This is a genomic window from Nocardioides flavescens (assembly GCF_009823805.1).
Lineage (GTDB): Bacteria > Actinomycetota > Actinomycetes > Propionibacteriales > Nocardioidaceae > Nocardioides > Nocardioides flavescens.
Genome location: NZ_WUEK01000013.1, coordinates 122,592 through 144,814, shown reverse-complemented (window position 1 = coordinate 144,814; position 22,223 = coordinate 122,592). Strand labels below are relative to the sequence as shown.

Genomic DNA, 22,223 nt, shown 5'->3' with positions numbered 1-22,223 from the left:
GGCGGAGGCGACGCCGTCGGCGGAGGCGGTGACGGAGGTCATGAGCTGGCGCAGGGAGGTGTTGGCGGCGTCGAGGCTGGTGGCCATGGTGCCGACCTCGTCGCGGGTGGTGATGCCGGCGGTCTTCGACAGGTCACCGGCGGCCATGGCGTCGGCGACGTCCTTGACCTTGGCCACGGAGCGGGCCAGCGCCCGGGCGATCAGCCAGCCGAGCAGCAGCGCCAGCGCCGTACCGAGGACCAGCACCCCGATGACCAGGTTGCGGCTGCTCCCGAAGCTCGCCGCGACGGCCTTCGCGTCCTTCTCCGCGTCGGCGTTCTCCAGCTCGATGATCGTGCCGATCGTGTCGTTCTGGACGGTGGCGTACTGGTTCACGTCACGGTCGAACGCCGTGGTCCAGCCCGCCACGTCGTTGACCTTGGCGAACTCGGGGAGCACCTCCTGAGCCACGTCGTGGTAGCTCGCGGCCGCGCTGTTCAGCGCCTCGAGCTCGGAGCGCTGCTGGGACGAGAGGTCCTGCTCGCCGTACTCGGCCGCGGCCGCCTGGTAGTCGGTGTAGCCCTGGTCGACAGCCGCGATCGCGGCGTCGTACTCGTCGCCCTGACGGATCAGGGCCTCACGGACCTGGATCCGCATCGTGCTGATGCCGTCCTGCATCGCCGAGGTCATCTGCAGTCGACGCACGTTGCCCTCGTAGAGGTCGTTCGCCGCGTCGTTGGCCCCGCCGAGGGCGCGCAGCCCCACGACCCCGACGATGACGGCGACGGCCGCAGCGGCGCCGACGGCCATCAGGATCTTGACGGCCAGGCGGAGGTCGCCGAAGCGGCTCAGGGCCGATCGGGCGGCGGGGGTCTGCGTACTGTCCATGGTGTCCATGGGGCTCTGCCTCTCGGGGTCGTCGTGCTCCTGCGGCGCCCGATCGCCTCGTCGCTCGGGCTCATCGGACGTCGGCGCGGAGAGTTGAGCGGTGTGGCCGGTTGCGGTCAGCCGGAGGGGGACCGGTCCAGTCCAAAGTCAGGCGTCGCGTGACGCCTGGGCGATCTGCTGAGCCGCTGCCGCGAGGTCGTCCACGCCGAGGCTGAGCGCCTCGCTCCGGTCGGTCGTCAGGTCGAGGTGGAACCCGTAGAGAGCGGAGTCCACGAGCGTCACGACGCGCGCCACCCGCTCGCGGGGGGCGCCGCAGGCCACGAGGTAGTCCTGCATCGCACGGGCCCACCGCTCGTTGCCCGCCCGTGCGGTCGAGAGGTGGGGCTCGCGTCCGATCAGCCCGGTCGCCGCCGCCTGGCAGTAGACGTCGAGGCACGCGCGCAGCGGCTGCTCCTGGTAGGCCGCCCACAGCGCGCTCACGCCGCGGCGTACGTCGGGGGCCGGGGGCAGCGCGGCGACGACCGCGATCGCGCGCTCGTTGCTGCGCTCGACGACGGCCGAGACCAGCGCGTCGCGGCTCTCGAAGTGGTAGACGAGCATCCGGTCGCTCGTGCCCACAGCGGCAGCGACGGGGCGCAGCGTCAGGCCGATCAGCCCGTGCGCGAGGACGTGGTCGGTGACCCGGTCGAGCAGCTCCTCGCGACGGTCCACGCCGTCGACTGTAGCCCGCCTGTAGCGAGTGCTACATTCGTAGCGACCGCTACATCCAGGAGAACCCGTGCTCACCGCTGTCCTGCTCGCCCTCGCCATCGTCCTCGAGGTCGCCTCGAGCGCCCTGCTCCCGCGAGCGCAGGGGTTCACCCACCTCGGCTGGACGACCGTCGTGCTGGCGGGCTACGCCGCGGCGATCTGGTTGCTGACCGTCGTGGTCAAGACGATGCCGGTCTCGGTCGCCTACGCGATCTGGGCCGGCGCGGGCACGGCACTGGTCGCCGTGGTCGGCTGGGCGGTGCTCGACGAGCCGCTCGGCGTCGTCAAGGTCGTCTCGCTCGCGCTGATCGTCGCCGGTGTCGTGGGTCTCAACCTCTCGGGCGCGCACTGAGCCGCTCCCGTTTGGGCGACCAGCTCCCGCAGGTAGCCGGCGTACCCGCCGGGGGTGCGGCCCTCTCGCCTCGCTGACGTGGTGACGTCGGGGCCCAGCCGGGCGGGTGTGCCCCGGGCGGCCAGCGCCTCGACCAGCACGTGGTCCTCGTGCTCGCGCAGCGCGGGCCAGCCCCCGGCCGAGGTCAGGGCGTCGAGGCGGACGCCGAGGTTGGCGCCGTGGACGTAGCGGTGCGGGTCGTCGACGACCACGGGGTGCAGCTGGTGCCAGCGGACGGCGGCGGCCGGGTCGAGGCCGGCGGGATCGGGAACGGCACGGCCGAGCACCAGCTGCGCGCCCTCCTCGGCGAGGGCGACGTGGCGCTGGAGCCAGGTGATCGGGACGACGGTGTCGGCGTCGGTGCTGGCCAGCCAGGTGCGCCGCGGGTCGGGCGAGCCCAGCAGCCGCACCCCGGCCCCGACCCCGGCTCGGCGCGCGGCGCCGACCCCGCCGGCGGAGGTCTCGACGACGTGCGCACCCGCGGCCCGAGCGAGCGACGCGGTGCCGTCGGTGCACCGGTCGGCCACGACGACGACCGTGACGCGCACGTCCGGCCGGGAGGACCGCAGCCGGTGGGCTGCCGCCCTGACGGAGTCGAGGCAGCTCTCGATGAGCGCCGCCTCGTCGCGCGCCGGGACGACCACCAGGACGTCCGACAGCCTCGGCTCAGCCACGGTCGACTCAGCCACGGTCGGACCCGGGTGTCGGGAGCAGGTCGGGCGCACCGAGCACGAGCAGTTCGACGTCGGCGTCGCGGTAGGTCGCGATCACGGGGCGGAGGTCGGCGGCCACGACGATGCGATGCACGTCGGCGCCGTCGAGGGGCCAGCCCCGGACCGGGTGGCGCCAGTGGCACAGCACGACGACCCCGTCGGCCGCGAGGTCGGACCGCAGCTCCTCGACGAGCCGCTCCAGGGCGGCCGGGCTGAGGAAGTAGCCCACCTCCGAGAGGACGACCAGGTCGAACCCGCCGTCGGCCGCGTCCTCCGTCGGCCACTCCTCGGGCAGACGGCGCTGCTCGACGCGCACCCCGGGCAGGTCGGCGCACCTGGCGCGGGCCGCCGCGACCGCGTGGGCCGAGGCGTCCACGACGAGCAGCTCGGCGCAGCGGGTGGCGAGGTCGGCGGCGAGGGCACCCGTCGAGGAGCCGACCTCGAGACCACGGCGGAACGACGCGCGGGGGAGGGCCGCCAGCAGCAGGTCGCGCTTGCGGCGCTCGTACTCGCTCGAGTCCGCCAGCCACGGGTCGGCCTCGGAGGCGTGGAGGTCCTCGAGCGCGCCGTCGTGCGGTGGCTGTAGCACGTAGACCTCCCGCGGGCCGGCGAAGTGCGAGAGGAGGCCGGGCCCGAGCAGCGCCTCGTCACCGGGCTGGTCCGACAGCGGCTCCACCTGCGAGCGGTGCGCGGCCTGAGCGGCGGCCTTGGCCAGGCGCTCGTCGGGGTCGAGGTCGAGCACCCGGAGGTCGTCCCACGGCGCCTGGTCGGGCCGCCCCCAGTGCCAGAACCAGACGGGGTACTCCCACAGGTCGGCCTCGGTGCGCGCCGCGGCGGTGGCCGCCGCGGTCCCCGCGGCCTCGTGGTCGGCGTGGCCGTCGCGACGCCACGGTGCGACCAGCAGGCACCCGCGGCCGTCGCCGACCGTCTCCACGAGGGCGGCCGTGAGCGCGTCGCGGTGCTCGCCGAGCGCCCCGTCGGGCAGGCCGAGGTGGTGCACCCGGGCCCGCGGAGCGAGGCGGTGCACGGCCTCGCGCAGCTCCTCGCGCCGCACCCGCGCCAGGTCGGCCGGTGTGCGGGTCGGCGAGTGCGGGTGGCTCGCCTCGCCGTCGGTCGCCACGACGACGACCACCTCGACGCCGAGCGCGTGCGCCCGGTGCACCAGTCCGCCGGCGCCGAGCGACTCGTCGTCGGGGTGGGCGGCGACCACCACGACCCGGCGTACGTCGCCCCCGCGGGTCAGCGCCGGCGACGGAGCACCGGGTGCCGCCTCGTCGAGCGCACGGCTCCAGACCTCGGCGCCGGTGCCGGGACCGTCGTGGCGGAAGCTCACCACGACGGACCGCCCTCGTCCAGGACCAGACTGCCGAGCCCCGCTGCGTCGCGTTCGGCGTGGTGCTGGCGGACGTAGAGGCCGAGGTCGGCGACCCGCGCGACGTGGGCGGGGTCCGAGCTGAGCGGGCCGGGCCCGACCGCCCGGGCGACCCGCTGGGCGACCCGCTCGACCGCGCTCGCGACGACGTGACGGGTGCGGGCGCCGAGGAGCAGCGCGTCCCGGCCGGTGCACCGGTCGCCGTCGACGGCCTCGGCGGCGAGGGCGAGCGCGGCCCGCGCCGCGGTCAGGTCGGCGTCCACCTCGCCGAGGTGCACGAGCGCCACCTGGTCGGGGGTGCGGGTGCGGGTGTGGGCCAGCAGGGTGCGGGCCAGGCCGACCGCGCCGCCGTACCAGACCGCGGCCACGCCGATGCCGCCCCACCAGAAGCCGTCGCGCTCGAGGTACCAGCCCGCCTCGCCCACCGGCGCGGCCTCGGCGTCCTCGACGAGCACGGAGGTGGTGACCACGCGCCGCAGTCCGGCCGGGACCCAGTGGGAGGGCTCCACCGTCACCCCCGGCGCGTCCAGCCGCACCCGGAACAGCCGCCGCTCGTCCTGGCCCACCCAGGCCGTCACGAGGGCGTCACTGACTTCCCCGGCCAGCGAGCACCAGTGCTTGCGTCCGCGCAGCACCCAGGACCCGTCGACCTCCCGGGCCTCCAGCCGCGGCGGCGGTCCCTCCGCTGCCCAGACGCCCCAGGTCGAACCGTCCTGCGGGTGCTCGCCCGCCTCGGCGAGGATCGCCGCCGCGTCGAGGTGCGGCTCGAGCACCCGCGCGACGGTGAGGCTCTGAGCGCCCACCGTGGCCAGCAGCTCCCACCGGGCCAGCGTCCGGCCCTCGCCGGGCAGCGGGACCGTCGGCCCGACCTCGACGGCCCACCGCAGCACCGCCTCGACCGCTGCGTCGCCGAGCTCCGCGGCCTCCAGCGCCCGCACGGCCAGGGCGGTCCCCGGTCCGCCGGCGTACGACGGGCGGAGCAGCACCGGGAGGGGCGCGGGAGGCGGCACGGGCCGGGGGTACCCACCCGCATGTGCCGGCGCGGGTCAGCCGCCGGGTCGGGGCTCCTAGGGTGTGCGACGTGCTGCGCCTGCTGGTCCTGATGCTGCCGCTGGGGATGGCCGCGGCGGTCAGCCCGATGATGCTCGCCCAGCAGCTCGTCGTCATGGCGGGCCCGCGCGGTCGACGAGCTGGGTCGGCGTACGCCGCCGGCGCGGCGAGCGTCGCGGCAGCGGTCGTGCTGGTGGTCGTGGCCGTGGGCCGCTCGCTCGAGCTGCCCACCGCGCCCCACCTGGACGCGTCGCTCGACCTGGTGCTCGGGGTGGCGCTCTCCGTCGGGGCCGCCGTGGTGCACTCACGGGGCCGGACCGCGCACCGCTCCCGCCCCGCGCGGCCTCCGCGCACGATGCGGCCCTCGGCGACCTACGGGTACGGCCTGTTCTCGATGGCCACCAACCTCACGACCCTGTCGCTCCTGGTGCCCGCCGCCAAGGAGGTCGCCGCGGCCGACGCCGATGTCCTCGCGAAGGTGGTGGCCGCCGTCGTCCTCGTCGCGTTCGCGTGCGTGCCGACGTGGCTGCCCCTCGCCGTGATGAGCGCCGCGCCCCGTTCCGGCGAGCGCCTCCTCGCCGCCCTCCAGGGCGCCATCGAGCGCCACGGCCGCGCGGCCCTGGTGCTCGTCCTCGCGGCTGCCGGGGTCTACCTGCTGCTGCGGGGGATCGTGCGGCTCGTCTGAGCCGGAATCCTCAGGTCGCCGGGCTGGTGCCGTCGCGGGTGCGCGTTGCGCTCGCTGCTCGACCACCGGGGCCAGTGGTCGTTCCGGTGCCCCAGGCAGGAGTCGAACCTGCGACCTTTCGCTTAGGAGGCGGCTGCTCTATCCGCTGAGCTACTGGGGCGACGCGCTCCGCATCCTAGGGCGCGGCGCTCGTGGGTCCGACCTCGGCGGGGTCGCGGTGCGACACGCGAGGAATCATCACAATTTGGCCACTCGCCGTAATCTTGCGCGGACGAGCGCACGCCGACGTGGCTCGTCCCTCCCCAGCACCACCTCGTCAAGACCGACCGAAGCACTACCGCCTGCCCGAGGGACGTGAGCATGACGGACGCCGAGAAGCCCGCCGAGACGGACCTCCCCGCGCCGTACCAGCCGCAGGGGGCCGGCTACACCCGCGGCAAGCGCCGCGGTCGTGCGCGCCGGTCGCACACCGTCGCGAAGGTGCTGATGGCGACCGTGCTGACCCTCGGCATGGTGAGCGGACTGTCGGTCGCGTTCCTCTACCGCCACCTCAACAACAACCTCAACGTCGTCGACCTCTCCGAGCAGGTCACCAACACCCCGGAGAAGCCCGAGGTCGAGGGTCCGCGCGAGCCGCTCAACATCCTGGTGATGGGTGACGACTCGCGTCAGTGCAAGGGGTGCGGCATCGACGACGAGGGCGGCGGTGGCTCCGACACCACGATCCTCATGCACCTCTCGGCCGACCGGCAGTCGGCGTACGGCATCTCGATTCCGCGCGACACGCTCGTCGACCGGCCCGACTGCACCGCCGAGGACGGCAGCACCATCCCCGGTGCCTCGAGCAGCATCTGGAACGCCGCCTACGCGCTCGGCGGGCCGGCGTGCACGATCACCCAGTTCCAGGACCTCACCGGCATCGCGGTCGACGACTACATCGTCGTCGACTTCGCCTCCTTCCAGGAGATGGTCGACGCGATCGGTGGCGTGCAGGTCTGCGTGCCCGAGGACATCGACTCCTCGGAGTACGGCATCACGATCAAGGCCGGCACCCGCACCATCGACGGCAAGGAGGCGCTCGCCTACGTCCGCGTGCGCCACGGCGTCGGCGACGGCAGCGACATCGGCCGCATCGCCCGTCAGCAGGCGTTCATCGCCGCGATGGTCGAGAAGGTCGTCTCCGGCGGCGTGCTCGCCCGCCCCGACCGCCTGGTCCGCTTCCTCAACGCCGCGACCGGCTCGCTCACCACCGACATCAAGAACATCAAGCAGATCGCCGACATCGGACTGCAGTTCCAGAGCATCGGCCTGAGCCGGATCCGGTTCATCACCGCACCGTTCGTCTACAGCACCGCGCAGCCCGGTCGGGTCGAGCTGACCTCCGACGCCGACCTGCTGTGGAAGAAGATCCTCAACGACCAGCCGCTCGGCAAGCTGCGCAACGGCTCCATCGGCGCCAACCAGGTGCCGACCGCCAGTGCCGGCCAGTCGCCGTCGAGCGACGCGTCACCCTCCGACGACGCCTCGCCGTCGGACGACGCGAGCCCGAGTGACGAGCCCAGCGACGAGCCCAGCGCCACCGACAGCTCGAGCCCGAGCGAGGACCCGAGCGCCTCGCCGTCCGACTCCGTCGACGCCTCGGCCGACCAGCTCGAGTCCGTCGGGCTCTGCGCCTGAGCGAGCGGCCGTGAGCGAGACCGACTGGGAGCGCAAGCGGCGCCTCGCCGAGGTGTTCGGCGACGCCGTCCCCGACACCACAGCAGACGAGCGCGAGCCCGGGGAGGGCTCGCGCTCGGAGGCGGATCGCGGCGACACCTGGCTCCGTGAGCAGGTGCCGCCGCACCACGGAACGCCCTGAGCTGACGTCAGACAGTCGGCGGGCGCTGGCCCCCCTGCTGCGACGCGAGCAGGTCGCGGATCTCCTGGAGCAGCTTGATGTCCTCGGGCGTGCCGGGAGGGGCGCTCGGGAAGTAGCGCTCCTTCGCCTTCGTGTAGGGCAGCACGATCAGGAAGTAGACGACCGCGGCCAGGATCACGAACGAGATCACGGCGTTCAGGAAGAAGCCGAAGTCGCCGGACTCGACGTTGCCGAAGAGGTCCTGGGTGCCCGGCAGCTTACCGGTCAGCCAGGCGGTGAACGCCGTGACCACCGCGCCGAAGGCGGTGCCGATGATGACCGCGACAGCCAGGTCGATCAGGTTGCCGCGCAGGATGAAGTTCTTGAATCCACCGAGCATGTGGGTCTCCCTCGAGAAGTGGTCGATGACCTCAGCACGCTAGCGGGACCACGCGACGGTCAGGAAGTGCGTCAACGACGCGGACGACACGGCGTCGACCTGGGTCTCGGGCACGCCGAGGACGACGAGCCGCCCGGGCAGGCCGTCGGCAGCCGCGCCCGCGGTGGGTGGGGGGATCGCGAGGACGAGCGCGTCGCGCACGACGGTCGAGGCGGGTCCGCCCTGCGGGTCGGCGGCGACGAGGTCGACCCGGTCGCCGAGGTGCAGCAGCGCCACCATCGCGCTGTCGGGCAACCGCACGGGCAGCGCGACGGTGCCCGGTTGCTCGGCGACCAGCGCGGCGCCGACCAGCGCGGTGTCGGTGACCGGGGTGCCGCGGCGCACCGCACCGGCCAGGGTGCGCCCGACCGGGTCGCGCACCCGGCCGTCGGGGACGGCGTCGGGCGGAAGCCGTGCCGTCGTGACGTCGCCCGCGGCGACGACCGCACCAGCGGCGAGGTCGCGGGCGGCGACGGTCACGGCGACCGTGGCCGGTGGGGCGGGCGCGGCGGCCTGCACGCCCGAGACGACGGCGACGAGCGCACAGACGGCGGCGAGCGGTCGGCGGCGCCGCAGCACGGAGCGGCGTACGGCGCGCGCCGGGCGGGTCAGGCGGGAGGGCAGACGCATGCCGCGAGGCTACGAGCGCCGCGGCTCCGGCTCAGGCCGCGCGAGGCGACCTGTGGAGAACCGTCAGGAGGACGTGGCCTGGGGAGACTTCGTGGACGAGCTGGAGCTCGACGAACTCGAGGAGGAGGACGACGACGAGGAGTCGCTCTTCGTCGACGACGAGTCCGTGGTGGTCGAGGACGACGGCTCGCTCTTGGTGCTCGAGCCGGTCTCCGACGCGCTCTGCGAGCCCCGGCTGTCGGTGCGGTAGAAGCCGGAGCCCTTGAAGACGACGCCGACCGCGTTGAAGACCTTGCGCAGCTTGCCCTGGCACTGCGGGCAGGTGGTGAGCGAGGCATCGGAGAAGGACTGGACCTGCTCGAAGGCGTGGCCGCACTCGGTGCAGGCGTACTGGTAGGTCGGCAACGTGACTCCTGGGTTGTTCTGGCACTCGCGAGGCGCGACTGCCAATGCTACGCCGCTCAGAACGTCGCGGCGAACCGCGTGATTCCCCCGGGGGAGGCCGCCGCGGTGACGGGCCGGTCGTGCGGCTCGGTCGGCACCTCGAGGCCCACCTCCTCGTCGTGGAGCAGCACGCAGGTGAACGTGTCGACCGGCACCCGACCCAGCGCCCGGTCGTAGGAGCCGCCGCCGCGGCCCAGCCGCTCCCCGCGCAGGGAGACGGCGAGCCCGGGCACCAGGACGACGTCGGCGGTGGCGACGGCGTCCGGGCCGAGCGGCGTGGTGACGGGCTCGAGCAGGCCGAGCCGGGCGGGGGCGAGGTCCTGGTCGCCGGCGTACGCCGCCCAGTCGAGGTCGCGGTCGGGCAGCGTGAGCGGCAGGATGACCCGCTTGCCGGCCGCCAGGAGGGCCGAGAGCAGGGGAGCGGTGCCGGGCTCCGAGCCGACCGCGACGTACGCCGCCACGGTGGCGGCGCGCCGCACCTCGGGCGCTGCGGTGAGCGCCCGGGCGATGGCGCGGGCGTCCTCGGAGCGCTCCACGAGCGGCCGGCGGCGGCGCGCCGTGAGCAGCTGGTCGCGCAGTGCTGTCTTGGCCGGGTGCGTCGACGGTTGCGGTCTCCCCACCCGACGAGCCTACGATCGCGAGCATGGGTAGCCCAGGGCTGCAGAAGGCCCGCGAGAAGATGGCGGCCGCCGGAGTCGACGAGGTCGCGATCGAGACCTTCGCTCACTACTACCGGCTGCTGGAGCACGGCGAGACCGGGATGATCCCGGAGGCGTCGATCGAGCCGGTCGACATGCCGTCGCTCGACGACGTCGACGTCAGCGACGACGCCGCGGCCGACGCGATCCGCACGACGGCGGTGATCAAGCTCAACGGCGGGCTCGGCACCTCAATGGGGCTGCCGCGGGCCAAGTCGCTGCTGTGCGTGCGCCGCGGGCTGTCGTTCCTCGACATCATCGCGCGCCAGGTGCTGCACCTGCGCCAGGAGCACGGCGTCGCGCTGCCGCTGATCTTCATGAACTCCTTCCGCACGAGCGCCGACACGATGGCGGCGCTGGCGCGCTACGAGGACCTGGCGGTCGACGGGCTGCCGCTGGAGTTCCTGCAGAACAAGGAGCCCAAGCTCCTGGTCAAGGACCTCTCCCCGGTCTCGTGGCCCGACGACCCCGACCTCGAGTGGTGTCCGCCCGGCCACGGCGACCTCTACACCGCGCTGCGCGGCAGCGGGCTGCTGACCCAGCTGCTCGACGCCGGCTACGAGCGCGTCTTCGTCTCCAACTCCGACAACCTCGGCGCGGTCCCCGACCCGCGCGTCGCGGGCTGGTTCGCGGCCTCCGGTGCACCGTTCGCCATCGAGGCGGTGCGGCGTACGCCGAGCGACCGCAAGGGCGGTCACTTCGCGCGCCGGGTCTCCGACGGCCGGATCATCCTGCGCGAGACCGCGCAGACGCTGCCGGAGGACCGCGAGGCGCTCGCCGACCTCGAGCGCCACCGGTTCTGCTCGACCAACAACCTGTGGTTCGACCTGCGCGCGATGCAGCAGAAGCTCGACGAGCGCGACGGCATCCTCGGCCTGCCGCTGATCCGCAACGAGAAGACGGTCGACCCCAGCGACAAGTCGACCCCGAAGGTGGTCCAGGTCGAGACCGCGATGGGTGCAGCCGTCGAGGTCTTCCAGGACTCCGCGCTGATCGAGGTCGGCCGCGACCGCTTCGTGCCGGTGAAGACGACCAACGACCTGTTGGTGCTGCGCTCCGACGTCTACGACATCGGCCAGGACTTCGTGCTCGACCAGGTCGCCGACGAGGTGCCGTTCGTCGACCTCGACAGCGACTTCTACACACTGGTCGGCGAGTTCGACAAGCGCTTCCCGGAGGGGGCGCCGTCGCTGCGGGAAGCGTCGTCGCTGAGCGTGAGCGGCGACCACACCTTCGGCGCCAAGGTGCGCGTCGTCGGCGACGTCGAGCTCGAGGCCGAGTCCGCCCAGCGCATCCCGGCCGACACGGTGCTGTCGGGCGACGCGTGACCGACACCGTCGAGGAGCACCAGGCCCGGGTGCTCGCCGCGGTGCGCCCGGCCGACCCGGTCGACGTACCCCTGCTCGACGCGCTCGGCCTCGCCCTCGCCGAGGACGTGCACGCAGGCATCGACCTGCCGGGCTTCGACAACTCGGCGATGGACGGGTACGCCGTGCGCCGCGCCGACGTGGCCGACGCGAGCGAGGCGAGCCCGGTCGTGCTGCCGGTCGTGGGCCAGATCGGGGCCGGCCAGGCCGACGTCCGCACCCTCGAGGCGGGTGCCGCCGTCAAGATCATGACCGGCGCGCCGGTGCCCGAGGGCGCCGACGCCGTCGTGCCCTACGAGTGGACCGACCGCGGCGCGGAGACGGTCACGATCAGACAGGCTCCGAAGCCCTCGCAGCACGTGCGCCCGCGCGGCGACGACGTCACGACCGGCCAGCTCCTGCTGGAGGCCGGCGCCGTCGTCGGCCCGCGTCAGGTGGGGCTGCTCGCCCAGATCGGGCTCGCCACGGTGCGCGCCCGGCCCCGCCCCCGCGTGGTCGTGCTGTCCACCGGCTCCGAGCTGCGCGAGCCCGGCGCCGAGCTCGGCCACGACTCGATCTACGACGGCAACTCCTTCATGCTCGCCGCCGCCGTGCAGCGCGCCGGTGCCGTGCCGGTGCGCGTCGGCATCGTCGGCGACGAGCCGGGCGCGTTCCTGACCACGCTGCGCGCACACCTCGCCGACGCCGACCTCGTCGTCACCTCCGGCGGGGTCTCGCAGGGCGACTACGACGTGGTCAAGGAGGCGCTGCGCGCCGAGGGCGTGTGGTTCGGCCCCGTCGCGATGCAGCCCGGCAAGCCGCAGGGCTTCGGCCTCGTCGACGGCGTGCCCGTCGTGACGCTGCCCGGCAACCCCGTGTCGTCGTACATCTCCTTCGAGGTGTTCGTGCTGCCCGCGATCCGCACGCTCATGGGCCTCGCGCCCGCGGCGCGGCCCATGGTGACCGCCCGGCTGACCCACGGGCTGACCTCGCCCGACGGGCGGCGCCAGTTCATGCGCGGCGACGTCGGCTTCGACGCCCAGGGGCGCTTCGTGACGCCCGTCGGCGGCCCGGCCTCCCACCTCGTCGGCGCGCTCGCCCACAGCAACGCGCTGATCGTCGTGCCCGAGGAGGTCACCGCGCTCGGCCAGGGCGACCGGGTGCAGGTGCTCCAGCTGGACAGCGTCTTCTGATGAGCGTCTCCTGATGGCCGACCGTCTCACCCACGTCGACGAGGCCGGCGCGGCCCGCATGGTCGACGTCTCCGGCAAGGGCGTCACCGACCGTACGGCGACCGCCAGCGGTCGCGTGCTCGTCTCGCCCGAGGTCGTCGCGCTCCTGCGCGGCGAGGGCGTGCCCAAGGGCGACGCGCTCGCGGTGGCCCGCATCGCGGGCATCATGGGCGCCAAGCAGACGCCGGCGCTGATCCCGCTGTGCCACCCGCTCTCGATCTCCGGCGTGACCGTCGACCTCGTCGTGACCGACGACTCCGTCGACCTCACCGCGACGGTGCGCACCACCGACCGCACCGGCGTCGAGATGGAGGCGCTGACCGCCGTCTCGGTCGCCGCGCTCACCGTCGTCGACATGGTCAAGGCCGTCGACAAGGGTGCCGTCATCACGGACGTGCGCGTCGAGGCCAAGACGGGCGGCAAGTCCGGGGACTGGCACCGGTGACCACCGATCCGTCCAGGCCGCTGCTCGGCGCCGTCGTCGTCGCCTCCAACCGCGCCGCGGCCGGGGTCTACGACGACACGACGGGCCCGCTGATCGTGGAGTTCCTCGCGCGGCTCGGGTTCGCGGTCGACCCTCCGGCCGTCGTACCGGACGGGGAGCCGGTGGGCGCCGCCATCGCCGAGGCGATCGCCCGCGGGGCCCGGGTGGTGCTCACGACCGGCGGCACCGGGCTCACGCCGACCGACCGCACGCCCGAGGCGACCCGGCCGCTGCTCGACCGCGAGGTGCCCGGTCTCGCCGAGGCGATCCGCGCCGCCGGCGTCGCGAAGGGCGTCCCCACCGCGGTGCTCTCGCGTGGGCTGGCGGGCGTGGCGGGTACCACCCTCGTCGTGAACCTCCCCGGCTCCCGCGGCGGCGTCAAGGACGCCCTCGGCGTGCTCGAGCCCGTGCTGTTGCACGCGGTCGAGCAGGTGGTCGGCAGTGACCACTGACTGGCCGGTCATCCTGGTCGACGGCGAGCTCACGGTGCGCCCGTTGGCCACGTCCGACTCCGACGCGTGGCGGCGCACCCGCCAGCGCAACGCCGCGTGGCTGGTGCCGTGGGACGCGACGGTGCCGCCCGGCGGCGACGCCCGGCCGACCAGCTTCCGCCAGCTCGCGCGACGGCTCGGCAAGCAGGCGCGCAAGGGCACGACGTACCCCTTCGCCATCGACGTGGACGGGCGCTTCGCAGGCCAGATCACGGTCAACAACGTCGTGCGCGGCTCGGCGATGTTCGCCTCCGTCGGCTACTGGATCGACCGCGACGTGGCCGGGCGCGGGCTGATGCCGAGGGCGGTCGCGCTGGTGATCGACCACTGCTTCGTCAACGTCGGCCTGCACCGCATCGAGATCGCGATCCGTCCCGAGAACTCCAACTCCCTGCGCGTCGTCGAGAAGCTCGGCATCCGCGAGGTCGGCTACGCCCCCCGCTACCTCCACATCGACGGCGACTGGCGCGACCACCGGCTGTACGCCGTGACGCGCGAGGAGGCGCCGTACGGGCTGCTGCGGCGGCTGCGCGAGGGCGCACCGTAGTCGAGACCACACGCGCACCACAGGCAATTCGCGACACACGGGCGCTCCTGCGCCTCACGGTGCGCTGCGACCTCTAGTTTTTCACCGTGGACCCCAGCGCGCTCATCTTCGTGGCCCTCGCCGTCGCCTGGGCCGTCTACCTCATCCCCAAGGCCCTCGAGCACCACGGCGAGGGCGAGCGCACCCGCACCATCGACCGGTTCTCCTCCGGCCTGCGCGTCCTCGCGCGCCGCGAGGCGGTCAGCCGCCGCGAGGCCGTCCTGGTCGTCGGCGACGGCCCGGTGGTCGGGGCCGAGCCCGAGCCGGTCGCCCCGCTCACCCCGGCCCAGCTGCGCGCCCGGCGTCGCGCTGCGGCGCTCGCCGCCAAGCGCCGCCTGCGCGTCGTCACGATCGTCCTCCTCGCCAACGTCGTCGTCGCCGCGCTCGCGGCGTTCTCGGTGATCGGCTGGGTCTGGTGCGCGGTCCCCGCGGGCCTGCTCGTCGCCTGGCTCGTCGCCTGCCGGCTCATGGTCAAGCGCGAGCGTGCCGCCCGCCGCCCCGTCGGGCGTCCCACGGCTCGTCCGGCCGAGCGCCGTCCCGCCCCGGCGCCCGAGCCCGACTCGGCCCGCATCCCCGTCGTCGGCGGCGACGAGACCGGCGTCGTGCCCGTGGTGAGCGAGGCCCCGGCCGAGGCACCCGCCGACGCGCCCGCCCCGGCCGAGGAGCCCGCCACGGCCGAGCGCAGCTGGGACCCCGTGCCCGTCACCCTGCCGACGTACGTCACCAAGGCGGTCGCGCCGCGCACCGTCTCCACCATCGACCTCGACTCCACCGGCGTGTGGAGCTCGGGTCGCAAGGCCGCCGACAGTGCCCTGGCCCGCGAGGCCGCCGAGGCCGAGGCGGAGGCCAAGAAGGCCGCCCGCCAGCCGCGGAAGAAGGCCTCGGGGTCCTGATTGCTCGTCGGCCGGTGGCGGCTGATAACGTTTCTCCTCGCGTCCCTCGGACGCACTGGGGCTGTGGCGCAGTTGGTAGCGCGTCTCGTTCGCAATGAGAAGGCCAGGGGTTCGAATCCCCTCAGCTCCACCGCTACGTGGAAGGGCCCGCAGGTCGACGTGACCCGCGGGCCCTTCGTCGTCCCGGGCGCGGATATCGTCGCCAGGGTGAGCGTCATCCTGCAGCTGCCGGCCGTCGGCGACGCAGGCACGCCCCGCAGCTGGGAGCTCGCGCCCGGCCAGAGGGTGCTCGTGGGCCGGGAGGCCGGCGTCGAGGTCAGGATCGACGATCCGCACGTCCCCCGCTGGGCAGCTGAGATCCGAGCGGTCTCCGACTTCTGGACCCTCACCAACCTCGGCGGCGAGCTGCCCCTGGTGGTGGAGAACCCCGAGGGCGGCGGCGAGTTCGTGAAGGTGGCGCCGGGACGGTCCGGAGCCCCGGTCCCGTTCGAGTTCGCTCGGATCCGCTTCCCGACGGCCCGCTCGACGACCGACCTGCTGGTGTTCGCACCCGAGCACCAGCACGAGGCCAGCGTCGAACGGCTGCGAGGTGAGTCGACCCGGGTGCCGTTCCGCCTGGACCGCTCCGCGAAGTACTTCCTCGTCCTGCTCGCGTTGTGCGAGCCGCGGTTGATCGACCCGGCGAGCCTGGTCGTGCCGACCGATCGCGACGTCCTGGACCGGCTCCGCGGCGTCCCCGGGTGCGATGGGCTCAGCCCCTCGGCCATCGGCTTCCACGTCGACTACCTGGCCGACCACAAGCTGCGGGTGAAGGAGCGTGAGGCGGTCGGAGCCGAGTCACGAGCCGATCACCGCCGCCAGGCGATCGTCTCGCTCGCGCTGCGCTACGACCTGGTCCGCCTCGACGACATGCGCCGGTTGGACGCCACGGCGTGAGCCCTGTCCACGGGTCGCCCGAGGGGCCCGTCCCGGCTCCGTCGGGCACGCGGATCGGGCCGTGGACGATCGGCGAGCTGCTCGGGTCGGGCGCCTGGGGCAGCGTCTACGAGGCCCGCGACGACGACGACGGCTGCGCGGTCGCTCTCAAGCTCCTGCCCGACCCAGTGCTCGCCGAGCGCCGCATCGAGCTGGCCGAGGTCGTGCACCGCGAGCTGGACCTCGCAGCGAGACCCACGCTGCCGGGGTGCGTCGAGGTGCGGGCGGTGCTGCGCGCCGACGCCGACGAGCCTCCACTGCGCGGGGCCTACGCCCTCGTGATGGAGCGCGCCCGCGCCAGCGTGGCCGACCTGCTCGCGACGGCCGAGCCCGGTCATCCGGTCGACGGAGCCGCCGAGCTGCTCGCATCCCTGTGGGACGGGTTGCGGGCCCTGCACGCATCCGGATGGGTGCACGGCGACCTCAAGCCCGGCAACGTGCTCGTCTTCGACGACGGTCGGGTGCTGATGGCCGACCTCGGGCTCGCCGGCGAGCTGAAGGGCACGCACGCTTACGCCCCGGCACCGGTGTCGCTCGACTACGTCGGTCCCGAGTGGTGGTCGGAACGGGTCGGGGTCGAGGGGGTGGTCCTTCGGCCGGCGCGCGACCTCTGGGCGTTCGGGGTGCTGGCCCACCAGGTGCTCAGCGGCGGGCGGTTCTGCTTCGACGGACAGGACGCGACGGCGAGGTCGCGCGCGGCCCAGGAGTGCGCCGCGGGGGCGGCGCCGCTCCGGCTCGACCCGGCGGTGCCCGCGGGGTGGGCCGAGGTCCTGCAGCGGCTGCTGACGCCGTCGGAGGACGACCGGCTCCGCGCTCGCGACGAGGTGGACCGCTCGATCGCTGCGCTGCGGCGCCGTGAGGTGCCAGGGCCCACGCGTCGGCGCGGCGTCGCGGCTGTGGCCGCCGGCCTCGCTGTCGTTGTCGCAGGGGGCGCGGCCGCGCTCACGCTGAGTGACGCCGGCGGCAGCGGTCCTGGCGCGGCGTCGGCGCCCCCGGCGGCCGCGGTCCTGGCGGGCGACCTGCGCGCCGGCACCGCGGTGCCGCACGACCTCCGAGGCGACATCACCGCGGCCGCCCGCGGATGTGAGGACGCCGCCGTGACGCCGGCCCTCCTGGCCGCGATCCTCGAGGTGCAGTCGGGCTTCGACGCCGCAGCGAGCGACGAGAGGCGGGGCGAGTACGGCGTGGCGCTGTGGACCCCTTCGATCTTCGACCAGTGGGCGGTCGACCACGACGGTGGCGGGGCGTCGGTGTTCTCGCCCTCCGACTCCATCTACGCCCTCGTGCAGTACCTCTGCGCCAAGGCCACGGTGGTCAGTGACGTGCCGGGGGACCGCGGGCTGCTGCTCGCAGCGGCCTTCCTCACGAGCGCCGACCGGGTCGTCGCCGCCGGCGGCGTCCCGCCCGACGCGCGGGCACGCGTCGAGCGGATCGCCGCAGCCCGGGACCAGCTCGGGGTCAGCCGGCGACCTGGTGGCACTGCTGAGCGATGACGGCGCTGCCGACCTTGAGGATGGCGCACGCGCGGCCGGGCACGGTCGTCTTGTTCCACACGACACCGGGCGCGTTGACATTGGTGTCGCAGCGCGACCCGGGGTCGCGGGTCACCGAGCTCTTGACGTTGCCCTCGAGGTCGCGCAGCTCGTAGGTCATCGTCCAGTTGCACAGCGCCGGCACGGTGGTGAACCCTGCCGCCTGGCTCTCCACGAACAGACCCTCGCCGGTGACGCCGTGGTCGAGCTCGCCCGGCGGGACCGTCACGTCGCCGTACTTGGTGGTGACGGTGTAGCCGCCCGGGAACGGCTCGACACCGGTCGCGCTGGCGTCGGCCGCCGACGTGGTCATCGTGGTGAGCGCGCCCGCCGCCAGGATCGAGGCGGCTGCGGTGGTCAGGACGGTGCGTGCGGACATGGTGCGGCTCCTTCTCTCGTGGTGTGACTGGATCGTTCTTTCAGCACGCTAGGCAGTCTCGGGACCGATCGGTGGATGTCTCCGGTGGCCACCAGGGAGGGCCTGGCCAGGGCACGCACGACGTGGTAGGCACTGGTCGGCCAGCCCAGGCCGGGCTCCACCGGGGTCGTCACCTCGGGGGAATCAGCCGCCGGCGGTGTCCGTTGTGCTGGCATGAGCCAACGCGAGGTCCTGATCCCCGACGCCAGCCACCCGATCACCGTGACGGCCACCGAGGGTCGCGTGACCGTGTTCCGCGGTGAACGCAAGATCGCCGACACGACGCAGGCGCTGACGCTGGCGGAGGCGTCGTACCCGCCGGTGCAGTACGTCCCCCTCGCCGACGTCGACTCCGCGGTGCTGCAGCCGAGCGACCACGCGTCGTACTGCCCGTTCAAAGGCGAGGCGAGCTACTACTCGCTCGACGTGGACGGCGACCGCGCCGACGACGCCGTGTGGACCTACGAGGCGCCGTACGACGCGGTCGCTGACATCGCCGGACACGTCGCGTTCTACCCCGACCAGGTCCGCATCGAGGTCGGCTGACCGCTCGTCACGGGCCTCGTCAGGGGGTCGGCATCCCGCCGTTCACGTTGAGGGTCGCGCCGACGACGAAGCTGGACTCGGCGGAGGTCAAGAAGACGTAGGCCGGGGCCTGCTCGACCGGCTGGGCGGCGCGGCCCATCGGCGACTCGCTCGCGCCGAAGTCGGGCAGGGTCTCGGGGTCGACGCCCCGGGAGACCTGCAGGGCGGTCCACGTGGGGCCGGGAGCCACCACGTTGACGCGGATGCCGCGCTCGACGAGCTGCTGGGCGATGCCCTTCGACAGGTTGTTGACCGCGCCCTTCGTGCTGGCGTAGTCGATGCGGTCCGGCGCCGGCTGGTAGGCCTCGAGCGAGGCGGTGTTGACGATCGTCGAGCCCGGCGGCAGGTGGGGGAGCGCCGCCTTGATGATCCAGAACGCCGCGAAGACGTTGGTGCGGTACGTCGCCTCGAACTGCTCGTCGTCGAGGTCCTCCAGGCGCGGCTGCCAGACCTGCTTGCCGGCGACGTTGACGACGGCGTCGAGGCCGCCCATCCCGTCGACGGCGGCCTGGACGAGCGCCCGGCAGCTCGTGGCGTCCCGCAGGTCGCCGGGCACGGCCACGGCTGTGCGGCCCTCGGCCTCGATCAGCCCGATGACGTGGTCGGCGTCCTCCTGCTCCTCGGGCAGGTAGGCGAGCGTCACGTCGGCGCCCTCGCGCGCGAAGGCGATCGCGACGGCGGCGCCGATGCCCGAGTCGGCGCCGGTGACCAGGGCCTTGCGCCCCGTGAGTCGCCCGGTGCCGCGGTAGCTCTCCTCGCCGAGGTCGGGCTTCGGGGTCATCCGCGACTGCAGTCCCGGCTCGGGCTGCTGCTGGACCGGCGGGGAGATGCGCGGGAAGCGGGTGCGGGGGTCGTCGAAGGTGTACTGGTCGCTCATGGTCGTGGGGTACCCGCCAGGAAACGGTCCGCGGTGCGCAGGGCCAGCGCCATGATGGTCAGCGCCGGGTTGGCCGCCAGCGAGCTGGGGAAGACCGAGCTGTCGCAGATCCAGAGGTTGTCGACGTCGAAGGCTCGGCAGTCGGCGTCCACCACCGCGGAGTCGGCGTCGGGTCCCATGCGGCAGGTTCCGAGGGTGTGGGCCGAGCGCGGGATGGTGAACACGTCCCGGGCGCCGGCGGCCTCCCAGACCTCGCGCATGGTCGCCTCGGCGTGCGCGTCGATCGCGTCCTCGTTGTCGCCGCGACCGAAGTCGACCCGTGCCCGGCGCAGGCCGTGGGCGTCGACCTCGTCGGTGAGGACGAGGCGGTTGGACTCGTGGGGCAGGCACTCGCCGTTGATGCCGATGCCGGCCAGGTGCGTGTAGTCCTCCAGGAGGTCGACGAGCCGGTCGCCCCACAGCTCACCGCCGCGGGCGAGGCTGGTCGCCAGCGTCACCGGCTGGACCCCGAGGCTCTGGACCAGGTAGCCGCCGGCGAAGTCGGCGCCGTCGGGTCGCAGCAGGTCCTCGGTGATGAGCGAGGACGGGTAGCCGCGGTTCATCCGCATCTCGTCCTCGAAGCGGCCCCAGACCTGGGTGGCGACGTGCGCCATGTAGTTGCGACCGACCTGACCGCTGGAGTTGGCGAGGCCGAGGTTGAGCAGCAGCCGGGGGGTCTCGACCCCGCCGCCGCACAGGAAGACCGCGCGGCACCGCTGCCGGTGCTCGACGCCGTCACGGCGGTAGACCACGGCCGTGATGCGGCCGTGCTCGTCGCGCTCCATCCCGGTGACCATCGAGTCGGGGCGGATCTCGGCACCCCAGGCGACCGCGAGGGGGAGGTAGGTGGCGTCCATCGAGGCCTTCGAGCCGTTGCGGCACCCCTGGTGGCACGACCCGCAGTTGACGCACGCCTGGCGCAGGCCCCAGTGCTCCTGGTGGACGTCGCGCGTGACGAGCCCGACCGGGGCGTCGGTGGCGGTGAGGCCCACCGCCTCGCACCCCCGCGCCATCGCCTGCGCGGGAGCGTTGCGGGCGACGGGCGGCAGGGCGTACGAGCGGGTGTCGTCCCACGGGTACGTCGCCGGCCCCGACACCGAGAGGAACCGCTCGACCTCGGCGAGGTAGGGGACCAGCTCGGCGTGGGCCAGCGGCCAGTCGACGCCCGCTCCCGTAGTGCTGCGGAGCGCGAGGTCGCGCGCGTCGGGGCGTGGGCAGAAGGCGCCCCAGTGCAGCATCGCGCCGCCCACGCCGCGCCCGGAGTTGTTGGAGCCGAACACCTCGGGCATCTCGCCAGCACTGAGCCGGTCGTCCATCCAGTAGATGTCGGCGGCCTCGAGCTCGTCGGCCGTGTGGTCGCCCGGCTCGCTGTTGCTGCCGGCCTCGAGGGCGACGACGCTGAGCCCGGCCGCGGCCAGGCGCGCCAGGATCGGCGCCCCGCCGGCGCCGGTCCCGATGACGACCGCGTCCACGACCTCCGAGGTCGCGTGGGTGCGCATCTCGTCGAGCCTCATGCGAGGACCTCCAGCGGGAGGGTCTGCCACGGCTCGCGCTCCCCGGCCCCCACGCGCAGGTAGCCCTGCTTGCGCGCGCCGTCCCCGCCGTTGGCGAAGCCGTCGTAGCCGATGCGGGCCATCGCCGCCGGGTGGGAGACCCAGGTGCGGACGACCGCGGCGCGGACGTCCTCGAACCACAGCGTCATCTGCTCGGTGCTCAGGTGACCGGCGTTGGCCGAGCCGACCTGCCCGGCCACGACGTCCGCGAGCACGGCGTCCTGCGCGTCGTCGTCGAGCTCGGCGAACCCGCCCGGCCGCCCGGCCAGCGTGTCGAGCCCGGCGCGCCAGGCCGCCACGTCGTCGGGCAGGTCGGCGAAGCGCCACCCGTCGCCGACGCCGGCGGCGAGGTCGGCCTCGATCCGATCCGCCAGGTCGACGTCGGTCGCACGCTGGGGGAGCACCCGGGCCACCACGGCGACCAGCGTCGCCCGCTGGGCGTCGGAGAGGACCTGCTCGTGCGGGCGCGGCGGCGCCAGGCGGCGCAGCAGCACCCGGCGGGTGCGCGCGCTGACCCGGTCGGAGGCCAGGAGCGCCGCCAGCCCCGGCGGCAGGTCGGGGGGCGGGAGCGTCCAGTGCAGGTGGTCGCGGACCAGCTCGGCCAGGGCAGCCGGCTGCTCGAGCATCCCGAGGTGCGCGGCGCCGGGCACCTCCACGACCTCGGTGGCGGCCACCGCGGGCAGCACGAGCCGGCGCTGCGCATCGGCGCCGAGGTCGCCGTCGGCCCCGCCGGCGACCACGAGGGTCGAGGTGCGCACGGGCCCGGTGCCGCTCCAGTCTTCGAGGCTGCCCCGCTCGAGCCAGGCGAGCCACGCGGTGCGGCTGACCCGGCGTACGTCGGCCACGGCCTCGGCCCGGTCGTCGGCAGGCAGCGCGTCGGCGGTGTTGGCGTCGACGAACTCCGCGGCGTCCTGCTCCGACAGCTCGCCGTCCGCGCGCCAGCCGATCATCTGCGCGCGCTTCGACTCCTCCATCGGCTCGACGCCGAGCGGGGAGCTCGCGACCAGCACGAGGGCGGCCGGCGGCGTGAGGCCCGGCCGACCGGCCTCGGCGGCGGCAGCGACGAGCGTGGCGACCTTGCCGCCCATGCTGTGACCGGCGAGCACCCAGGCGCGCGGGCGACGTACGCGCAGCAGCTCCGCCACCTGCTCGAGGACGGTCTCGACCATCTGGGCCACGGTCAGCGCGTCCGACCCCGACTCCTCCCCGTGACCGGGGAGGTCGAGCGCGACGCAGTCCAGCTCGTCGTCCAGCTCGTGGACCAGGTGGCGCCAGGTCCGAGCGCTGCACCCCAGTCCGTGGAGCAGGACCATCAGTGGTCGGTCGAGGTCAGCGG

25 protein-coding genes, 2 tRNA genes and 1 pseudogene are annotated in these 22,223 nt (G+C 74.0%); 14 read left to right on the top strand and 14 right to left on the bottom strand.

The features are described 5' to 3' along the window. Together GRQ65_RS18915 and GRQ65_RS18910 are read right to left on the bottom strand one after the other, a co-directional pair. Nucleotides 1-867, bottom strand: an 867-nt coding sequence (locus GRQ65_RS18915) for an MCP four helix bundle domain-containing protein (protein ID WP_160879550.1), incomplete at its 3' end; no start/stop codon positions are given. Nucleotides 868-1,014: 147 nt separating this feature from the next. Further along, nucleotides 1,015-1,578, bottom strand: coding sequence for a TetR family transcriptional regulator (locus tag GRQ65_RS18910; RefSeq protein WP_160879549.1), 564 nt, complete (start codon nt 1,576-1,578; stop codon nt 1,015-1,017). Between the two features lie 67 nt (nt 1,579-1,645). Between GRQ65_RS18910 and GRQ65_RS18905 the strand changes: the two genes are divergently transcribed. Continuing rightward, on the top strand, nt 1,646-1,969 hold the full coding sequence (locus tag GRQ65_RS18905) for an SMR family transporter (protein WP_160879548.1): 324 nt from the start codon (nt 1,646-1,648) through the stop codon (nt 1,967-1,969). Nucleotides 1,970-2,280: 311 nt separating this feature from the next. Here the strand turns inward: GRQ65_RS18905 and GRQ65_RS23030 are convergent. The 3 genes and pseudogenes from GRQ65_RS23030 to GRQ65_RS18890 all read right to left on the bottom strand — a co-directional run. Next, nucleotides 2,281-2,652 (bottom strand): annotated as a pseudogene (locus GRQ65_RS23030) (glycosyltransferase family 2 protein); the annotation flags it as partial. A 37-nt stretch (nt 2,653-2,689) separates the two neighbouring features. Then, nucleotides 2,690-4,057, bottom strand: coding sequence for a PIG-L family deacetylase (locus GRQ65_RS18895; RefSeq protein WP_160879546.1), 1,368 nt, complete (start codon nt 4,055-4,057; stop codon nt 2,690-2,692). After that, complete coding sequence (locus GRQ65_RS18890) at nt 4,051-5,103, bottom strand: acyl-CoA dehydrogenase family protein (RefSeq protein WP_202388346.1); 1,053 nt, start codon at nt 5,101-5,103, stop codon at nt 4,051-4,053. Before GRQ65_RS18890 ends, GRQ65_RS18895 begins: the two co-directional genes overlap by 7 nt. A gap of 71 nt (nt 5,104-5,174) precedes the next feature. Here GRQ65_RS18890 and GRQ65_RS18885 point away from each other — a divergent pair, with 71 nt between their 5' ends. After that, entirely contained in the window at nt 5,175-5,828 is a 654-nt protein-coding gene (locus GRQ65_RS18885) for a GAP family protein (protein WP_160879545.1), read from the top strand. An 87-nt stretch (nt 5,829-5,915) separates the two neighbouring features. Here the strand turns inward: GRQ65_RS18885 and GRQ65_RS18880 are convergent. Then, nucleotides 5,916-5,988: transfer RNA gene (locus GRQ65_RS18880), tRNA-Arg, on the bottom strand. A gap of 200 nt (nt 5,989-6,188) precedes the next feature. Here GRQ65_RS18880 and GRQ65_RS18875 point away from each other — a divergent pair. After that, a complete protein-coding gene (locus tag GRQ65_RS18875) occupies nt 6,189-7,505 on the top strand; it encodes an LCP family protein (RefSeq protein ID WP_160879544.1) in 1,317 nt (438 codons plus the stop codon). Between the two features lie 10 nt (nt 7,506-7,515). Then, the gene (locus tag GRQ65_RS22235; RefSeq protein WP_202388345.1) at nt 7,516-7,686 is read left to right on the top strand and encodes a hypothetical protein; all 171 of its coding nucleotides are present in this window, start codon (nt 7,516-7,518) and stop codon (nt 7,684-7,686) included. A 7-nt stretch (nt 7,687-7,693) separates the two neighbouring features. On the opposite strand, the gene GRQ65_RS18870 is transcribed toward GRQ65_RS22235, so the two are convergent. From GRQ65_RS18870 to GRQ65_RS18855, 4 genes are all read right to left on the bottom strand, one after another. Beyond that, nucleotides 7,694-8,065 (bottom strand): large conductance mechanosensitive channel protein MscL, encoded by a 372-nt coding sequence (locus GRQ65_RS18870; protein ID WP_160879543.1) that lies wholly within the window; start codon nt 8,063-8,065, stop codon nt 7,694-7,696. Between the two features lie 39 nt (nt 8,066-8,104). Beyond that, complete coding sequence (locus GRQ65_RS18865) at nt 8,105-8,734, bottom strand: SAF domain-containing protein (RefSeq protein ID WP_160879542.1); 630 nt, start codon at nt 8,732-8,734, stop codon at nt 8,105-8,107. 63 nt (nt 8,735-8,797) lie between these two features. Continuing rightward, nucleotides 8,798-9,139 (bottom strand): FmdB family zinc ribbon protein, encoded by a 342-nt coding sequence (locus GRQ65_RS18860; protein ID WP_160879541.1) that lies wholly within the window; start codon nt 9,137-9,139, stop codon nt 8,798-8,800. A 56-nt stretch (nt 9,140-9,195) separates the two neighbouring features. Then, nucleotides 9,196-9,798: a 5-formyltetrahydrofolate cyclo-ligase gene (locus GRQ65_RS18855; protein WP_160879540.1), complete on the bottom strand. Its 603-nt coding sequence runs from the start codon at nt 9,796-9,798 to the stop codon at nt 9,196-9,198. 23 nt (nt 9,799-9,821) lie between these two features. On the opposite strand from GRQ65_RS18855, the gene GRQ65_RS18850 reads away from it, so the two are divergent. From GRQ65_RS18850 to GRQ65_RS18810, 9 genes are all read left to right on the top strand, one after another. Next, on the top strand, nt 9,822-11,204 hold the full coding sequence (locus GRQ65_RS18850; RefSeq protein WP_160879539.1) for a UTP--glucose-1-phosphate uridylyltransferase: 1,383 nt from the start codon (nt 9,822-9,824) through the stop codon (nt 11,202-11,204). Further along, nucleotides 11,201-12,415, top strand: coding sequence for a molybdotransferase-like divisome protein Glp (glp, locus tag GRQ65_RS18845; protein ID WP_160879538.1), 1,215 nt, complete (start codon nt 11,201-11,203; stop codon nt 12,413-12,415). Before GRQ65_RS18850 ends, glp begins: the two co-directional genes overlap by 4 nt. A gap of 13 nt (nt 12,416-12,428) precedes the next feature. After that, nucleotides 12,429-12,899, top strand: coding sequence for a cyclic pyranopterin monophosphate synthase MoaC (gene moaC, locus GRQ65_RS18840; RefSeq protein WP_160879537.1), 471 nt, complete (start codon nt 12,429-12,431; stop codon nt 12,897-12,899). Further along, nucleotides 12,896-13,390 carry a MogA/MoaB family molybdenum cofactor biosynthesis protein gene (locus GRQ65_RS18835; RefSeq protein ID WP_337191872.1) on the top strand — a complete coding sequence of 165 codons (495 nt, stop codon included), beginning with the start codon at nt 12,896-12,898 and terminating at the stop codon, nt 13,388-13,390. The genes moaC and GRQ65_RS18835 overlap by 4 nt, the downstream gene beginning before the upstream one ends. Beyond that, nucleotides 13,380-13,976: a GNAT family N-acetyltransferase gene (locus tag GRQ65_RS18830; protein ID WP_160879536.1), complete on the top strand. Its 597-nt coding sequence runs from the start codon at nt 13,380-13,382 to the stop codon at nt 13,974-13,976. Before GRQ65_RS18835 ends, GRQ65_RS18830 begins: the two co-directional genes overlap by 11 nt. A gap of 86 nt (nt 13,977-14,062) precedes the next feature. Next, nucleotides 14,063-14,908 carry a divisome protein SepX/GlpR gene (gene sepX / locus GRQ65_RS18825; protein WP_160879535.1) on the top strand — a complete coding sequence of 282 codons (846 nt, stop codon included), beginning with the start codon at nt 14,063-14,065 and terminating at the stop codon, nt 14,906-14,908. 57 nt (nt 14,909-14,965) lie between these two features. After that, nucleotides 14,966-15,038 (top strand) — tRNA-Ala (locus GRQ65_RS18820). A 77-nt stretch (nt 15,039-15,115) separates the two neighbouring features. Continuing rightward, nucleotides 15,116-15,844 carry an FHA domain-containing protein gene (locus GRQ65_RS18815; protein ID WP_160879534.1) on the top strand — a complete coding sequence of 243 codons (729 nt, stop codon included), beginning with the start codon at nt 15,116-15,118 and terminating at the stop codon, nt 15,842-15,844. Beyond that, nucleotides 15,841-17,376: a protein kinase domain-containing protein gene (locus GRQ65_RS18810; protein WP_160879533.1), complete on the top strand. Its 1,536-nt coding sequence runs from the start codon at nt 15,841-15,843 to the stop codon at nt 17,374-17,376. The genes GRQ65_RS18815 and GRQ65_RS18810 overlap by 4 nt, the downstream gene beginning before the upstream one ends. On the opposite strand, the gene GRQ65_RS18805 is transcribed toward GRQ65_RS18810, so the two are convergent. Further along, nucleotides 17,342-17,794 (bottom strand): hypothetical protein, encoded by a 453-nt coding sequence (locus GRQ65_RS18805; RefSeq protein WP_160879532.1) that lies wholly within the window; start codon nt 17,792-17,794, stop codon nt 17,342-17,344. The genes GRQ65_RS18810 and GRQ65_RS18805 overlap by 35 nt on opposite strands. Before the next feature lie 213 nt (nt 17,795-18,007). Here GRQ65_RS18805 and GRQ65_RS18800 point away from each other — a divergent pair, with 213 nt between their 5' ends. Then, on the top strand, nt 18,008-18,379 hold the full coding sequence (locus tag GRQ65_RS18800) for a DUF427 domain-containing protein (RefSeq protein ID WP_160879531.1): 372 nt from the start codon (nt 18,008-18,010) through the stop codon (nt 18,377-18,379). 19 nt (nt 18,380-18,398) lie between these two features. Here GRQ65_RS18800 and GRQ65_RS18795 read toward each other — a convergent pair whose 3' ends face one another. From GRQ65_RS18795 to GRQ65_RS18785, 3 genes are read right to left on the bottom strand one after another with little or no spacing between them, the layout of a single operon-like run. Further along, nucleotides 18,399-19,295: an SDR family oxidoreductase gene (locus tag GRQ65_RS18795; protein ID WP_160879530.1), complete on the bottom strand. Its 897-nt coding sequence runs from the start codon at nt 19,293-19,295 to the stop codon at nt 18,399-18,401. Continuing rightward, a complete protein-coding gene (locus GRQ65_RS18790; RefSeq protein ID WP_160879529.1) occupies nt 19,292-20,848 on the bottom strand; it encodes a GMC family oxidoreductase in 1,557 nt (518 codons plus the stop codon). The genes GRQ65_RS18795 and GRQ65_RS18790 overlap by 4 nt, the downstream gene beginning before the upstream one ends. Continuing rightward, nucleotides 20,845-22,200 carry an alpha/beta hydrolase gene (locus GRQ65_RS18785; RefSeq protein WP_160879528.1) on the bottom strand — a complete coding sequence of 452 codons (1,356 nt, stop codon included), beginning with the start codon at nt 22,198-22,200 and terminating at the stop codon, nt 20,845-20,847. Before GRQ65_RS18785 ends, GRQ65_RS18790 begins: the two co-directional genes overlap by 4 nt. Between the last annotated feature and the right edge of the window lie 23 nt (nt 22,201-22,223).

Excerpts from the sequence above, each read along its gene's own strand:
- GRQ65_RS18865 (WP_160879542.1), bottom strand. The coding sequence starts at position 8,734 with ATGCGTCTGCCCTCCCGCCTGACCCGCCCGGCGCGCGCCGTACGCCGC.
- GRQ65_RS18790 (WP_160879529.1), bottom strand. The coding sequence starts at position 20,848 with ATGAGGCTCGACGAGATGCGCACCCACGCGACCTCGGAGGTCGTGGAC.
- GRQ65_RS18785 (WP_160879528.1), bottom strand. The coding sequence starts at position 22,200 with ATGGTCCTGCTCCACGGACTGGGGTGCAGCGCTCGGACCTGGCGCCAC.
- GRQ65_RS18850 (WP_160879539.1), top strand. The coding sequence starts at position 9,822 with ATGGGTAGCCCAGGGCTGCAGAAGGCCCGCGAGAAGATGGCGGCCGCC.
- GRQ65_RS18795 (WP_160879530.1), bottom strand. The coding sequence starts at position 19,295 with ATGAGCGACCAGTACACCTTCGACGACCCCCGCACCCGCTTCCCGCGC.
- GRQ65_RS18805 (WP_160879532.1), bottom strand. The coding sequence starts at position 17,794 with ATGTCCGCACGCACCGTCCTGACCACCGCAGCCGCCTCGATCCTGGCG.
- GRQ65_RS18800 (WP_160879531.1), top strand. The coding sequence starts at position 18,008 with ATGAGCCAACGCGAGGTCCTGATCCCCGACGCCAGCCACCCGATCACC.
- moaC (WP_160879537.1), top strand. The coding sequence starts at position 12,429 with ATGGCCGACCGTCTCACCCACGTCGACGAGGCCGGCGCGGCCCGCATG.
- GRQ65_RS18875 (WP_160879544.1), top strand. The coding sequence starts at position 6,189 with ATGACGGACGCCGAGAAGCCCGCCGAGACGGACCTCCCCGCGCCGTAC.
- GRQ65_RS18870 (WP_160879543.1), bottom strand. The coding sequence starts at position 8,065 with ATGCTCGGTGGATTCAAGAACTTCATCCTGCGCGGCAACCTGATCGAC.